This window comes from Kaistia terrae (assembly GCF_026344005.1).
GTDB classification, from domain to species: Bacteria; Pseudomonadota; Alphaproteobacteria; order Rhizobiales; family Kaistiaceae; genus Kaistia; species Kaistia terrae.
In genome coordinates, this window is the sequence record NZ_JAPKNH010000001.1 from 904,051 (window position 1) to 918,594 (window position 14,544).

Here is a 14,544-nt window from a genome sequence, read left to right on the forward strand (position 1 = left end):
CGCTGCAAAATGAAGCGATACTAATCGGCGTATCCGAATAACAAGCAAGTTTGTCTAATCGTAATGCTTACGATTTCGACTGGACTGCTCTGCATGAACGGACGCTGCCACGTGAACAAACCTATCAAGAGCCAGTTTGACCCGGTCGTTCCGACGCAAACCAAGGCATCGCTTCGCATGGTGCTCGCCGGCGCAAGCGACCGCGCCGAGTTGGCCGCTGGCCCGCTGGCCCATCTCGTCACTTTTACAGACGAGCTTTTCCGCAGCGATGGCACGATGCGGGATGTCTACCCGGTCCTGGCCGTCGTCGCCTCGCCGGCGGGAGCGTCGGAGATCGACGCCATCTGTGCCGCGCTCGTCAAGATGGCGACCATTCCCGCGCCGCCCGTCATCCGCATCGATCGCGATGTGGATGGTGTCGCCGCGCTGATCCAGACGGTTCTCGAATCCGGCCTTGGGCGCATCTCCAGCTATGCCAGCACCATGGCGACGGAGCTGGTCATGCTGCGCCGGGAGCGCGAGACGCTGTTCGAGAATTTCCGCGTGCTGGAGGATGCTTTCCGGGCTCGCAACTGGGAGCCGGCGAGCGAGATCTTCGCCCATGACGCCTTTGTCGATCCGAAGGACGAGGGCATCGGTCGCCTGATGCGCGAAGGCTGGGTGGAGCAGTTGTTCCCCGTCTCGAGCTTTGGCGTCTCCGGTTTCGCACTGCATTTCCGCAATCTGGCCAAGGGCAGCGGCGAAGTGATCGTCACGCTCGACTATGTCGAGAACGGCGAGGGCGTTGCCGAGTGGATCGTGCCCTTCTCCGATCTCGCGGCGGACTGGAACTTCTTCTCCCTGCCCAAGGCCTGCGATGGCAGCCCGCGCACGCTGCGGCTGCGGATCTCGGCCAATGGTGCCGAGCCGCCCGCGCCGTCGCTGGGCCATCCGATCGCCAGCCGCCGCTACGCAGCCCGTGCCCGCACGCCGCATGGCGATCTCGATCACCGGCCGCTGGCGATCAAGATCTATTCCGGCATTCCCGGCGTCCGTCCGACCGCGCTGCCGAATTCGATCGCACCAAGCTCGCTCATCGGCGGTCGCCGGATCGAGGATTATCGCCTGCCGATCGATGCGCTGCGCGCTGTCGCCGACGTATCCGTCAGCCCGATCGTGCCCGATTTCCAGACCATCCGCTTTCTCGAGCACGAGGACGCCATCGTCTGTCATCCGCTGCCGGCCGGCATTTCGGCCGGTGCGGTCGCCAACGCGGTCGCGCCCGGTACGGTCCGCTTCTCGGCCCGCGCCACCATCGACCATGCAGAGGGGCAGCCGGCGCTCGTCGGCTTCCTGCTGGCGCCGAGTGCCGCCAATCTTCGCTCCGAGATCGCTATTCTCGAGCGGGAGGGAGCGGCCCGACGCTCCGCCTACTTCAGCGGTTGGCGCGACGTGATTGCCGGGGAGTCTGCCAGCATCAACATTGTGCTCGACAGCCCGACGCAGCGAACGATGAACCTCGTCATCCTGAGCCGCGCCAAGGGCGACTCCGTCGATTTCTCCTGGCTCAAGGTGTCCGACTTCCGTCTGGTCCGCCATTTCGAAGTCGAGCCGCGCGGGGAGGTTGCCCATGCGCAGTGAGGCCGCCGATCTCGTCGTCATCGCCATGCCGCTCTATGGTCACGCGGCCCTGGCCGTCGAGGCGCTGGAGACGGCCTTTGCGTCAAGGACCGAGTGCCGCATCGAGGTCGTCGTCTCCGTCGACGGCGATCCGCGCCGCGAAGTGTTCGACGCGCTGACGCTTTATGCTGCGACGCGGCCCGAGTTGCATGTGATCTTCGGGCCGAATGCCGGCCCCGGCGGCGCGCGCAACCGGGCGATCGATTTCATCGTCGAGACGCTGCCGGACGCGAAGGCGGTCTATTTCCTCGACGCCGATAACCGCGTGCTGCCGACGACCATCGAGACGCTGTATGAGCGGCTCAAGGCCGAGCAGTGCGGCTGGGTTTATACCAATATCGACACCTTCTCGGTGCGTTGGGGCGCGCACTATGGCGACGGCTATTCACGCCTGACGCACTGCGTCGCCGATAATATCTGCGACACCGGCTCGATGATCTCGATCGATGTCTTCCATGCCGGCGTCCGTTTCGACGCCGACCGGCAGAATGGTTTTGAGGACTGGGAGTTCTGGCTCTCCTGCATCGAGGCCGGTTTCGTCGGCGTGCCTTGCCACGACACGGCCTTCGAGTACCGGCTGCGCGCCGAAAGTCGCTTCAAGGAGGCGAACCGCGACCGCGCTGCCTCGGTGAGCTTCCTGCGTCGGCGCCACAAGGCGCTGTTCCGCCGATCGACGCTGGTCGATTTCGAGCATGAGGAAGCGCCGCGCTACGCGATGCTGCGCACCGGCGACGGCGCGATCGCCTGCTTCACCGATCCGACCATGCAGCCCTCGATTCTCGATTTCGACGAGGCAATCCGCGCCTTCTGGGGCAGTGCGGCCGAACCCGACAATTTTCATTTTCCGCCATTCCTGGCCGCGGGCAGCGCCGAGACGCTGAAGCTGCTGCAGGAATCGCGTCTCTGGCCAAACCTGCTGGTTCATCTGGAGCGCGCGACCGAGGCTGCCAACGTCGTGTTCGTGCAGATCCGCAATGTCGCGGCCGAGCGCGGCATCGACATCGAGATCCAGCCTTCCGGCCATGTCCGCAAGGGCCGGGCCGACCTCGTCTTCATGTCGTCGATCATCGCGCGCGATGCGATCCAGAACAACGCGATGGACTGGTTTGACTCGATCGCCGCCGACCAGGTCTGGCCGACCGTTGCCGTGGTCACGCTGCGCTTTCCATTCCCCGGCGCCGCACCAAAGCGTTCGTCCGCGACCCCCGAGCAGTCGCTGATCAACCTGGTTCACACCATCGCCACCAGCCCGCTGCGGACCTTCGCCGGCAAGCGCTGGACATGGCGTGGGTCGAGACTTCCCGCCCTGTCGGAACTCTACAAGCAGCTTCGCACCGAAATTGGCGGCGCACCGGTCCTGCCGCTCGGCCATGCCAAGAACGGCAAGCGCACGCTGGCGCTTCTGGTGCCAAACGCCTCGTTCGGCGGTGCCGAAAAGGTCGCTTTCGCGGCGGCGCGCGAGCTGAAGGCAGAGGGCTTCGAAACGCATCTGTTCGTGCTGGGTTCGGCGCGCATGGACGTTCTCGACGAGTTCGACGCCTCATTCGACTACATCCATTTCTGGAAGCAGGGCATCCCGGCCTGGGGCGGCACCAATCGCTTCCTCGGGCAGGACTTCATCGCCGAGTATCACGATGTCGACTGGAATGCGCTGAAGGGCGTGCTTTCTGGCTTCGACCTGATCATCAACAACCACGTTATGGCGGTGCATCCGCTGATGGCGCGGCTGCGTTCCGAGGGTGCGCGCACCGCCTGCTATCTGCATGTGGTGGACGAGACATCCTTGCGTCGCCCGGCTGGCCAGCCCTTCGCGGCGATCGCGCACGAGCATTGCTACGATGCCTTCCTGACCTGCTCCGAGCAGCTCAAGGTCTATCTGCACAGCTATGGCGTGCCGCTCGAGAAGATCTATGCGGTCGCCAACGCCCCGAGCATTTCGGTCAAGCCGAAGATGCTGAGCGAGATCGTGCAGAACCGGCAGGCGCGCCCCACCGATGCGCCACTGCGGATCCTCTACATGGGCCGCTTCGAGCCGCAAAAGGGCATCGACCGCATCCATGCGGCGCTACAGATCCTGCGCGATCGCAACATCCCGTTCGAGGCGTTGGCGGTGGGCGGCGAGATCCTTGCCGATCAGCCGAGCTCCTGGACCGGCAAGCTGCGTGAACTCGGCGTCACCGTCCGGCCGCCGATCTTCAGCGGTCGCGAAATTGCGACGATCCTGGCCTGGGGCGATATCCTGATCATGCCGTCGCGCTGGGAAGGCGCGCCGCTGATGATCGCCGAGGCACAGCTGGTCGGCTGCGTGCCGGTTGCGACAGCCGTTGGCGCTGTCGACGAACTGGTCACCGATGGCCGCGACGGCATCCTGATCGAAGGCGAATCCGACCTCAAGATCGTCGCCGATCTTGCCGGCGCCGTGGAGCTTCTCGCTCGGGACAGGGCCCGTCTCGGCCGTCTTCGCGATGGTGGTCTCTTCACCGCGTCGGGCCGCTCCTGGGCGGCTTCGTTCGGCCCCTTCGTCGAATGGTGCGACAGCACCGTTTCCGCGACACCCCGGATCGTTGCGCGCGCGCCGCGCCGTCCGCTCGATCAACCCATTACCGAGATTGAAGTCCAAGCCGTCGCCTGACGATGGCAGGACAAGAGGAAAGGTGCGTTTGCATGCGTTCGAGAATCCTGATCACGGGCATTCCCGGCCACTATACGAGGCTCGTCCGGAGCGCGAAGGGCGCGACCGTGAACTATGGCGAGCAGCAGCCTCAGCCCGAGAGCAAGGAAGCTTTCCTGCGTGAGCTGAACAACATCAGCAACACGGGCAATTACCTGATCGGTGAGGGCGCCTTGCGGGCCATGCCGGCCGGCGCCACGCAGGTGCCGTTCTGGCACCTCCACAATGCCTGCACCAACGGCACCGGCCTCGATGAGATCAACGCCAATTTCGACATCTGCGTCTTCACCTGCGCCAACCTCCTGCGCAAGGGCCTGTCGGCGGATGCCGAGGCGCTCGTCCTGAAGAACCTCAACATGCCGATCGTCATGCTCGGCATCGGCATCCAGAACCGCGCCGACCTCGAATCCGGCCTGCCGGAAGGCACGCAGGCGCTGCTCGATATCCTGAAGGGCAAGGAGCACTACTTCCTCACCCGCGGCCACGAGACGGCCGAGTTCCTGAAGTCGCGAGGCTTCTCCTTCGTGCGGCCGACCGGCTGCCCCTCGGTCTATTTCCAGCCCCATAACATGCGGGCCTCTCTGAAGCGCCTTCCGGACGTCAAGGTCGGCAGCGGCCGGACGGTATTCTCCGGCTATCTCGGCGCGACGGAAGAAGCCGTTCGCGACGTCAACATGCTGAGCAAGCCGGAAAGCGAGAACTTCTATGTCGTGCAGGACGAATTCCTGCATTTCGACATGAAGGTCGAGCCGAACAAGGACGGCCGGGTCTATGACTCGACCTCCGGCGAGATGATCGGCGATATGGCCTACAAGCATTCGGACCAGATGGAGCGCAAGCTGAAGCTCCATACCTTCTTCGATACCAACCAGTGGCGCGCCTGGACCTCTTCGATGGACTTCTCCATCGGCAGGCGGTTCCACGGCAACATCATCGCACTCCAGGCCGGCGTTCCCGCCCTGATGGTGGCGGTCGATGACCGCATGCGCGAAATGCTGAATTTCACCGGTCTGCCGGCCATCGAGGCTTCCGCGCTCGAAGCGGCCAACGATCGTGCCGAGTTCGTCTCCGACCATCTGGCGGATCTGAACGTCCCGCAGGTCGTGGAGAAATACAACGACCGGGAGACCAACTTCCGGACGGCGCTTCGCGATATCGGCCTGAACTAGCTCTGCGTTTGCCGCCCGCCCGACCCGGTCCGAAAACGGGCAGGGCGGCCTCCCGTTTCCGATAACCAGATCATTCAAAGGACAAGCGTCATGCGCATTTTGCTGACCGGCATTCCTTCCTACCTTCAGCGTACGGTTGCCAGCGCCTCGGGCGCGACGGTGCGCCACCGGCCCTACTTCGACGATATCCGTTCGAAGAAGGACGTCATCGACCAGGTCAAGAAGATCGCCAACACCGGCAACTACCTGATTGGCGAGGGCGCGGGCCAGGCGCTCAAGGGGCATGACGTCACCTATGTGCCGTTCTGGCATCTCGCCAACAGCCTGTCGCAGCCGGGCGCGTATGACGAGTTGAGCCAGGCCTTCGACATCTGCGTTTTCGCCTCCGCAAACCTGCTGCGTCCCGGCTATTCGGCCGATCTCGAAGCGCAGGTCTTCGAGAAGCTGAAGATGCCGGTCGTCGTGATGGGCATCGGCATCCAGAAGAAGGCCAATCTTCGCGACGAGCTCCCCGCCGGCACGCAAAAATTCCTCGACGTGCTGCGCGCCAAGGAGAGCTATTTCCTGACGCGCGGCTACTTCACCTCCGAGTTCCTGAAGGAGCAGGGGATGAAGTTCGTGCGGCCGACCGGCTGCCCGTCGCTCTATTTCAATCCCGATGGCATGCGCCAGGCGCTGACGAAGCTGGCCAATCCCGAACTGGTCGAATCCCAGAAGATCGCCTTCGGTGGCTATCTCGGCAGCGTCGCCGACACGATCGTCGATGCGCATGTGCTGCTGAAGCCCGACAGCACCGCCCACTACGTCATCCAGGACGAAGTCGTCGTCTACAACATGAACATCCAGGGCGATGATGCGACGCCGGCCTATGACGCGCCGTCCGGCCGCATCGTCGCGCCGCTGGAATACAAGCATCAGGAAAAGTGGCAGCGGAAGAACGACCTGCATGTCTTCTTCGACACCAATCGCTGGCGCACATGGGCCTCGCAGCTCGATCTGAGCTTCGGCCGCCGCTTCCATGGCTGCATCATCACCATGCAGGCCGGCGTTCCCTCGCTGATGATCGCCGTCGACGATCGCATGCGCGAAATGCTGGAGTTCATCGGCTTCCCGCATCTCGAGGCCGGCATCTGGAACCGCGAGGCGCAGAAGAAGGCCTATCTGAAGGAGTTCCTCTCGACCATCGACGCCCAGGCCTCGATCGATCGATACAATGCCTGCGAGATCAATTTCCGCACGGCCTTGAACGACATCGGGATCCAGCAGCCGGGCTTCCCGCAGCCGGCGAAGCCCGCCGCCCCGCAGCCGGCAGCCCGTGCTCATGAGCCGGCCTGATCCACGCATGCCTGCACGCATCGCCCCGGCTTTGGCCGGGGCGATGGCGTGGCTAGGCGTCCTCTGCGGTGCTCCCGCCGAGGCCGCCGAACTCGGCTTCAACCGGGTCAATCTTGGCTGGAAGAAGCCGGCCGAGCGGCAGAATGTCATTGATCAGATGAGGCAGAGCGGCGTCGCATCGGTGCGTCTGTCGCTGAGTGCACCGGTTGACCCGAGCCTTGATGCTGTCCGGATCGCGCACGAGGCCGGCCTGCGCATCCTGCTCGAAATCTCGCTCAATAATCCTGACTTCTATCCCAAGGGCACCAAGCGCCGTCCGGCCAAGGGCCAGAGCCACGACGCCTATCGGCTGTCGGATCTCGATCCCGAGCGCTATCGCATCGTCATGCGCGATGCGTTGGCGAAGCTGGACCAGATGGGCGTGACGGTGGTGGCGGTCGAGCCCGGCAACGAGATCAACTGGGCCGGCTACAATGGCGACCTGACCGTTAGGCCTGGCAAGGCCAGTGGCGCCATCACGCCTGGCGACCCGGCCAAGGTCGCGCAGGGGTTGGATCGTTATGTGGAGATCATCCGCGTTACGCATGAGGAGCTTCGTGCCTCGAAGCTGAACCGCGACGCGAAGCTGATCTCGGCCGGTCTCTCGGACATGCCCGTGCCATTCTCTCGCCGCGTCGGGCTGGAAATCATGCCCGCTGCCGATTGGACGGCGCGCATGCGGGAGCGCGGCCTCGATACGCTGGTCGATGCCTATGGCATCCATGTCTATCCCGGCAGCACCGGCACGAAGAAGCGACGGGATACGCTCGTGCGCGAGGCGCTTGCCTTCTGTGGGACCGCCCAGTCGGGCAAGCCGTGCTGGATCACGGAGTGGGGCGTCGCCAACACCTCGCCGACCTGCCCGATCGCGGACGACAAGCGCGCCGCGCTCGTCGACCAGGTCCGCGCCATCATTGACGAGGACATCGAGGCCGGCCGGGTCGAGGCTGCCTACTATTTCGATTGGGACAGCAAGACGCCCTACAGCGTCTGGCGTTGCGGCGGCCTGTCTTCGGCGGGCCGCGCCGCCGTCCGGCCTGTGGCCGACTGAAATCCCGATCCCGTTTTGAAGTTTTAGGGAGGAATGCGCATGGCGCTCCGGACTATCGTCATCGGTGGCTCAAACACGGTCATGCAGCCTGGCTACTGGCCGAGCTTGCTCGCCACCATGGCGCGACGCGGTGTGGCGCTCGACGTGGTCGCGGATCTCTCCGTCGGCGGTACGACGTCGGGCTTCGGCCTTTTCCAGCTGAAAGCGAACGAGCATCATCTCGCCGAGGCCGATGTCCTGATCATCGAATACGCCTTGAACGATGCCTTCGTGTATGGCGACGAACGGCGGCCGTTCCGTCATTGGGCCCGCTTCTACGAAGGCATCATCCGCTATGCGCGGGCGCAGAACCCCAATCTGCGGATCGTCTCGCTGGTGTTCGGAGCCCGCGGCGGCTCGTATGTCAGCGCTGTGCCGGCGATCGATGCGGGCATGCATTACATTTCGGAGTGGTACCAGACCTCGGTCGTCAATGTTTCGCGCCACCTGATGCTTCGCTTCGGCCGAGAGGTCGTCACCGATCCGTCGTTCTATTCGGACCAGGGTCACTATGCTCGCCCGATCCCGACCAGCATCGTCGCCGATATCGTCGCGGGCGAGCTGGAGCAGATCCTCGCCGCGCCGTCACAGCCGCGCGCCCTGCCGCTGCCGATCGATGTGCATCACTTCGCCGAAGCGAAGGTGCTCGACGCGAAGACGCTGATCGATACCTGCGGCCTGCCGGCGCGCGATTATCGCAACCGCCGCTTCGCGGCGACGACGGCTGATCTCGGTCCATACCGGTTGAAGCTCGAATTCGAGAAGGGCAGGCCGCTCGCCTTTGCCTATGTCTGCGCTCCGGAAGTCAGTGCGCTCGAAATCGCCATGCCGGGCGAGACGGTCGAGGCGGCGATGCTGAAGGGGGGCGTCCGCGACGGCGTCTTCAAATTCCTGCTGTCGATGCTCAGCTGCGAATTTCTCTATCCCGGCCCCACTCTGCTGCAGGAGCCGACGAAGCTCTCCTGTTCGATCCAGGTGGCGCAGGGCGTGCCGGGCGTCAATCGCCATGTGCCGAAGGACAATGTCGCCCATGGCGAATTCGACGCCTCGGCCGAGCGCGTGATGCCGCTGCTCGGCATGCTCTATACGGGAACGCTGAAATCCTGCGTCGCCGAGCCGGTCGCGGATATCCGGCCTCAGCCGGCGGCGGCAACCGAGCGCATCGAAGCGCCCAGCAGCTGAGCCATCAGGGATCGCTGCCGCGTCAGGCATTTGCCGAGTGCATAGCGCTCGATGATCGTATGGCGCGCGGCCCTGCGCATGTCGGCGAATGCTTCCGGCCGTGCGAGCACATCAAGAAGAGTGTCCGCCAGCGCCTCGGGCTCGAAGAACGGCACAAGCAGTCCGTTCTGGCCATGCCGGATCACTTCCTGCACTGGTGGTGTCGCCGAGCCGATCACCAACGCTCCGCATGCCATGGCCTCCAGCACGGACCAGGACAGCACGAACGGGTAGGTGAGATAGATATGCGCCGTCGAAATCTGGAATAACTGCGTCAAGATCTCGTGCGGAACCTGCCCGGGAAAGAATACCCGTGTCGGATCCAGCGGGGTTTCTTCCAGGATGGCGTCTTTCCACGACTTTCCATCGCGGCGCGAGGCGCCATAGCTGTTCGAATCGCCGCCCACGAAGACGAAGATCGCGTCCTTGTTGCGTTCCAGAACGCGGGCGGCCGCTTTCACGGCCTGCGGAAAGCCGCGATAAGGCTCGAGGTCACGCGCCGCGAAGGTGATGACGGGATCGCCGGCCTTGATGACACGTCCATCGGGGAGGGAGAGCCCGCGCCCGGCATTGGGGCGGAACCGCTGCACGTCGATGCCGTCATGGCAGACGGCGATCCGGCGCTGGACGCTTTCGGGATAGCGACTGCGCTGCCATCCGGTCGGGCTGATGCCCGCCTCGATGGCATCGAGCGTCACGAGTTGTGCGGCATTGCGCAGCCGGAGCCGCTGTCGCACATCCAGGTCGATGACATCCGCGGGATCAAACCCGACATCGGCGCCCTCGGCGCTGTAGAAGAACTCGCAATAGCCAAGCGCCGGCGTTCGCGGCACGACATCCTTGACGAACATCATGCTGCCCCAGCCGATATGGCCGACGATGATGTCGGGCGGACCTTCGGCTCGCACGAGCGCATCCAGCGTCTCCGCGACCCTGAGGCCGATCCGCACGTGATGTTCAGTGGTCGCCAGCGGGCTGCTTTGCACGACGCCGGGTCTTGGCGGCGGCTCGGCCCGATGTCGCACGATCCGCACACCCGCCAAGCGACGATCCACGCTCTCCGTAACGAGCGTCACCTCGCTGCCCCTGGCGGCGAGGTCGGTGGCCAGATGTTCGAACTGGCCTACCCCGCGTCGGTGAATGAACAGCACCTTCACGCGACAACACCCTGTGGTCCAGCCAACGGGACGCGGACCCGGCTAGACGCCGTATCGCGTCGCATTGGTCCAGACCAACTCCAGCTTCTGGAGAAGGCGATAGGCGTTGTCGAGCTCACGCGATTCGACTTCATCGCGGACGAGAAGGCGATGATAGGTGTCATCCGCAGTGCGCAGAGCGTTGCACAGATCGTGCCCCTTGGGTGACAGGCTGATGCGGGCCGAGCGACGATCGCGCTGTGACGCGACACGGTCGATATAGCCGAGATCAACGAGCTGCTTCAGGTAGTAGGAGACGTTCGAGCCGAGATAGTGGCCCTTGTCGAGCAGGTCGCGTACCGAGAGTTCCCCGTTGCCGATGGTGAACAGCACCATGACCTGCGCGGGTCCGATGTCGCCCACGCCGAGCTTGCCCATTTCGATCCGAAGCAGATCGGTAAAGCGCCGATTGACCCGCTCTATCGTCCTGGCGAGTTCGAAATGCGTGACATGGCCACCGTCGTGTTCGGTAACCACAGTAATCACGCTGGAGGAGGATGGACTGCCGTTCGATGAGTAGATTCTGGCCGACTCTTCGACTTCTACCGCCGCTTGCAGAAGTTCTCGCGTCATTGTGACCCCGCATTGTTAAAATTAGCTAGAATTTACAAGTAATTTTTGATCGCCATGTCATTTGAGTGGATTCCCCAACACTAAAGACGATACCGAATCAAGATCTCAGTAAGACTGTCGTGAATTTGCCCTAGTTGTATGTTCTGGACACCCTTGAAGCAGGACGATAAAGTTCAGAAATGACAATTTCAAGGCAATACAATATTATGCCGAAAATTGAAGCAACCTTGCACAAGCGTTCGGCAAACAAGACGCAGGGGAACGCTGGCCTTTCTCAAACTCTCGTCGTTGTCGAGGCCCGTCGCTCCTTTATGGTTGGGCTGGGGTACGCAGCAACCCTTAGTGCCTTTATCAATGTCCTTCAACTGACGGTTCCCCTGTACATGCTACAGGTACACGACCGCGTGTTGAATAGCCGGAGTATGGACACGCTCGCCATGCTGTCGGCCTTGGCCGCCGGCGCGCTTATCCTGTACGGCATACTGGAATTCATCCGCTCGCAGGTCTTCCTGGTGATGGGCGGCAGGCTGGTGCGCCGGTTGAATGAGCCGGTTCTCTCCGCCTCGATCCGCGCTACGGCGCGCGAAGGGACCGGCAAAGCAGCCCAGGCGCTTCGTGATCTTTCGGATCTGCGCAACTTCCTGACTGGCCATGCTGTGAGCGCGCCGCTCGAAGCGGCATGGAGCCCCATCTTCCTTGCCGTTCTGTTCATGCTGCATCCAGGGTTCGGCATCGCCGGTATCGTCTCGGTCCTCGTCCTGATCCTCTCCAGCGTGGCCATGGACCTGTTCACACGCGGGATTTTGAGCGACGCGAACAGGGAGAATATCGACTCGATCAGCAATATTGCCGGCCAGGTCCGGCATGCTGAAGTGATCGAGAGCATGGGCATGCTGTCCGCCTTGTCGGCCCGTTGGCGCATCGCGCAGTTCCGTGCCCTCGAGTTGCTGGAAACCGGCAATCGCCGGGGCCGAGCCATTTCCTCCATCACGCGTACCGTTCGATATGGCATGCAACTCTTCATCCTTGCCCTTGGTTGCATTCTGGCAATCCGCCAGGAAATATCCAGCGGCGCGATGATCGCGGCGACGATTGTCACCGGACGACTTCTGCTTCCGTTCGACAGCGTCGTCGAAAACAGCCGGCAATGGATTACGGCGAGTGGTGCGTGGAAGCGGGTCCGCAGCCTGCTCGAAACCGAAGGTACCGATCGCCAGACCATGTCGACATCGGTCGCCGATGGGGACCTCGTCGTCGACCGGCTGATCTACGCGGCGCAGGGACAGGATGTCCCGATCATCAAGGGCATCTCCTTCAGCCTTTCGCCCGGCGAAGTGCTGGGCGTTATCGGGCCATCGGCAGCCGGAAAATCGACGCTGGCGCGGTTGCTTGTCGGCATCATCAAGCCGACGGCGGGCGGCGTCTATCTGGACGGTAACAGCGTCTTTCTCTGGGAGCGGACCTCGTTTGGGCAGCTGGTCGGCTATCTGCCGCAATCCGTTTCGCTGCTCGACGGTACGATCCGCGAGAACATTGCGCGGATGGAGGATGGCGATCCGCGTGCCGTCATCGAGGCGGCGCGCATCGCAGATGTGCACGAAATGATCGGTCGCCTGCCGCTCGGCTATGACACGCCGGTGGGCGATGCGCGACTGACGCTCTCTGGTGGCCAGCGCCAGCGCGTGGCCCTGGCGCGCTGCCTCTACGGCCATCCCAGGCTGATCGTTCTGGATGAGCCCAACGCTAATCTGGACTCGAATGGCGAGGCGGCGCTGATCCGTGCGATTCGGGCGGCCAAGGCGGACGGAGCGATCGTCATCATGATCGCTCACCGACCTGCCATCATGGAAATCGCCGACAAGCTGCTGGTTCTCGAGAATGGTCGCGTTTCCCAATACGGACCGCGAACCGACATCATCGCGCCCATGACCGCCGAACGGCAGGGGCCCAAGCCCAGCCCGGCAATTGCGCAAGGTGGAGATCGGCGATGACATTGCCAAAGCAGACCCATACCGAGCTTGAAAAAGCTCGGCGCGAAGCCGTTCCTGCCATCATCTACGCCAACGCAGCCCGCCGCGCCCAACATGAAACGCTGGAGCGCGAGCCAAGCCTGCGGACCCCGATCATCGCTGGGGTCGTGGCGGTGGTTGTCGGCTTCGGCGGCTTTGCCGGCTGGGCCTATTCGGCCAATCTCGATAGCGCGTCCGTCGCCTCGGGCATTGTGATCGCCGATACCAAGCGCAAGACAATCAGTCACTACGAGGGCGGGATCCTGAAGCAGCTTCTCGTCAAGGAGGGCGAACTGGTAAAGGCCGGTCAGCCGCTTATCCTGCTCGACGATACGCGGGCCCGATCCGAGCTGCAGCAGCTCACGTCGCGCAGATTCTCCCTGATAGCGAAATTGGCGCGGCTACGCAGCGAGCAGTCCGATGCTCCCAGCGTGGTGTTTCCCGACGAATTGCTCCAGTCGACTGACGACGCCGCGCAGGATGCGATCACTGCCGAACGGCGGTTCTTCAAGACGCGGGTGGCTGCCAAGAGCGGGCGGCTTGACGTTCAGAAGAAGTCGGTCGAGCAACATGAAGCGGAGGCGCAGGCCCTGTCGGCGCAGATCGACGCGACAATCCGGCAAAAGGAACTGATTCAGGAGCAGCGCGATACGATCGCGCAGCTCGTGGCCAAGGGTTACGCCAAACGCTCACAGCTTCTGGAACTTGATACGCGCGCGAGCCAGCTCGTCGGCAATGGCGGCGAGATGGCTGCCAACAAGGCGAAGGCCGAACAGGCCAAGGCCGGCGCCAAGCTGGAACTGCTTGCGCTCACGTCGGACTGGCTGCAGCAGGTGGCTGGCGACATTGCCACGACACGTGGCGATCTGGCCGATGTCGACGAGAAGATCATTGCCTCGCGCGATGTCCTGCGACGACTGGAGGTGCGGTCTCCCGAGGCGGGCATCATCGTCAACTCCCAGATCCGCACTCTCGGCGCTGCCATCAGCGCCGGGGCGCCACTGATGGATATCGTTCCCGAGAATGAACCGCTGATCATCGAGGCTCGTGTCGCCCCTACCGACATTGACACGATCAGCCTCGGTCAGAAGGTGCGTGTCCGCCTGACGGCCTACAATCAACGCAATCACGCGCCCCTGGAGGGCAGGCTGATTTATGTCGGCGCGGATCAGGAGGTCGATCCGCACACGAATTCCGCCTATTTCGTCACCCGCTCCGAAGTGCTGCCGGAGTCGCTGGCGGCGGCCGCTGGCGTCAAGCTCTACCCCGGCATGCCGGCGGATGTGCTGATCATCAACAAGCCCCGGCTCGCCATCGACTACCTGCTGTCGCCGATCACGGACAGCCTCAACGCCGCCTTCCACGAGGAATGAGCCTACGCTGCAATGCAGCAATTTAAGGCGGAATATAATTCGAAATTCGATTCAAATTAATTCTATAGATCTACAAGTAACGCGGCAAATATCTCCATATACTACAGCAAATGCCTTGTTTTGCTTAAGGTCTTCTGAGTAGATTCTTTGAATTGGCCTTTGAATGTTTTCCGCCTTCGCTTATAGTGCAGTGCGTCATATCTTCCGTA

General features: G+C 62.9%; 10 protein-coding genes. 8 read left to right on the forward strand and 2 right to left on the reverse strand.

Annotated elements, in window-relative coordinates:
* The first annotated feature begins 177 nt into the window (after positions 1-177).
* From OSH12_RS04195 to OSH12_RS04220, 6 genes are all read left to right on the forward strand, one after another.
* On the forward strand, positions 178-1,620 hold the full coding sequence (locus tag OSH12_RS04195; protein WP_380224323.1) for a DUF6212 domain-containing protein: 1,443 nt from the start codon (positions 178-180) through the stop codon (positions 1,618-1,620).
* The gene (locus OSH12_RS04200; protein ID WP_266342229.1) at positions 1,610-4,291 is read left to right on the forward strand and encodes a glycosyltransferase; all 2,682 of its coding nucleotides are present in this window, start codon (positions 1,610-1,612) and stop codon (positions 4,289-4,291) included. The genes OSH12_RS04195 and OSH12_RS04200 overlap by 11 nt, the downstream gene beginning before the upstream one ends.
* Positions 4,292-4,323: 32 nt before the next feature.
* The gene (locus tag OSH12_RS04205) at positions 4,324-5,499 is read left to right on the forward strand and encodes a polysaccharide pyruvyl transferase family protein (RefSeq protein ID WP_266342230.1); all 1,176 of its coding nucleotides are present in this window, start codon (positions 4,324-4,326) and stop codon (positions 5,497-5,499) included.
* Positions 5,500-5,589: 90 nt separating this feature from the next.
* Positions 5,590-6,834, forward strand: coding sequence for a polysaccharide pyruvyl transferase family protein (locus tag OSH12_RS04210; protein WP_266342231.1), 1,245 nt, complete (start codon positions 5,590-5,592; stop codon positions 6,832-6,834).
* Between the two features lie 7 nt (positions 6,835-6,841).
* The gene (locus OSH12_RS04215; protein ID WP_266342232.1) at positions 6,842-7,924 is read left to right on the forward strand and encodes a glycoside hydrolase; all 1,083 of its coding nucleotides are present in this window, start codon (positions 6,842-6,844) and stop codon (positions 7,922-7,924) included.
* A 39-nt stretch (positions 7,925-7,963) separates the two neighbouring features.
* Positions 7,964-9,145: an SGNH/GDSL hydrolase family protein gene (locus OSH12_RS04220; RefSeq protein WP_266342233.1), complete on the forward strand. Its 1,182-nt coding sequence runs from the start codon at positions 7,964-7,966 to the stop codon at positions 9,143-9,145.
* On the opposite strand, the gene OSH12_RS04225 is transcribed toward OSH12_RS04220, so the two are convergent.
* Together OSH12_RS04225 and OSH12_RS04230 are read right to left on the reverse strand one after the other, a co-directional pair.
* Complete coding sequence (locus OSH12_RS04225) at positions 9,100-10,341, reverse strand: glycosyltransferase family 4 protein (protein ID WP_266342234.1); 1,242 nt, start codon at positions 10,339-10,341, stop codon at positions 9,100-9,102. The two genes, OSH12_RS04220 and OSH12_RS04225, sit on opposite strands and share 46 nt — an antisense overlap.
* A 42-nt stretch (positions 10,342-10,383) precedes the next feature.
* Positions 10,384-10,953, reverse strand: coding sequence for a MarR family transcriptional regulator (locus OSH12_RS04230; RefSeq protein WP_380223685.1), 570 nt, complete (start codon positions 10,951-10,953; stop codon positions 10,384-10,386).
* A gap of 206 nt (positions 10,954-11,159) precedes the next feature.
* Here OSH12_RS04230 and OSH12_RS04235 point away from each other — a divergent pair, with 206 nt between their 5' ends.
* Complete coding sequence (locus OSH12_RS04235; protein WP_380223683.1) at positions 11,160-12,944, forward strand: type I secretion system permease/ATPase; 1,785 nt, start codon at positions 11,160-11,162, stop codon at positions 12,942-12,944.
* Entirely contained in the window at positions 12,941-14,335 is a 1,395-nt protein-coding gene (locus tag OSH12_RS04240) for an HlyD family type I secretion periplasmic adaptor subunit (protein WP_266342236.1), read from the forward strand. The genes OSH12_RS04235 and OSH12_RS04240 overlap by 4 nt, the downstream gene beginning before the upstream one ends.
* The last annotated feature ends 209 nt before the right edge of the window (positions 14,336-14,544 follow it).

Bases quoted from the DNA above. Each gene is read 5' to 3' on its own strand.
- OSH12_RS04200 (WP_266342229.1), top strand. From the start codon at position 1,610: ATGCGCAGTGAGGCCGCCGATCTCGTCGTCATCGCCATGCCGCTCTAT.
- OSH12_RS04230 (WP_380223685.1), bottom strand. From the start codon at position 10,953: ATGACGCGAGAACTTCTGCAAGCGGCGGTAGAAGTCGAAGAGTCGGCC.
- OSH12_RS04210 (WP_266342231.1), top strand. From the start codon at position 5,590: ATGCGCATTTTGCTGACCGGCATTCCTTCCTACCTTCAGCGTACGGTT.
- OSH12_RS04220 (WP_266342233.1), top strand. From the start codon at position 7,964: ATGGCGCTCCGGACTATCGTCATCGGTGGCTCAAACACGGTCATGCAG.
- OSH12_RS04205 (WP_266342230.1), top strand. From the start codon at position 4,324: ATGCGTTCGAGAATCCTGATCACGGGCATTCCCGGCCACTATACGAGG.
- OSH12_RS04215 (WP_266342232.1), top strand. From the start codon at position 6,842: ATGCCTGCACGCATCGCCCCGGCTTTGGCCGGGGCGATGGCGTGGCTA.
- OSH12_RS04195 (WP_380224323.1), top strand. From the start codon at position 178: ATGGTGCTCGCCGGCGCAAGCGACCGCGCCGAGTTGGCCGCTGGCCCG.
- OSH12_RS04240 (WP_266342236.1), top strand. From the start codon at position 12,941: ATGACATTGCCAAAGCAGACCCATACCGAGCTTGAAAAAGCTCGGCGC.
- OSH12_RS04235 (WP_380223683.1), top strand. From the start codon at position 11,160: ATGCCGAAAATTGAAGCAACCTTGCACAAGCGTTCGGCAAACAAGACG.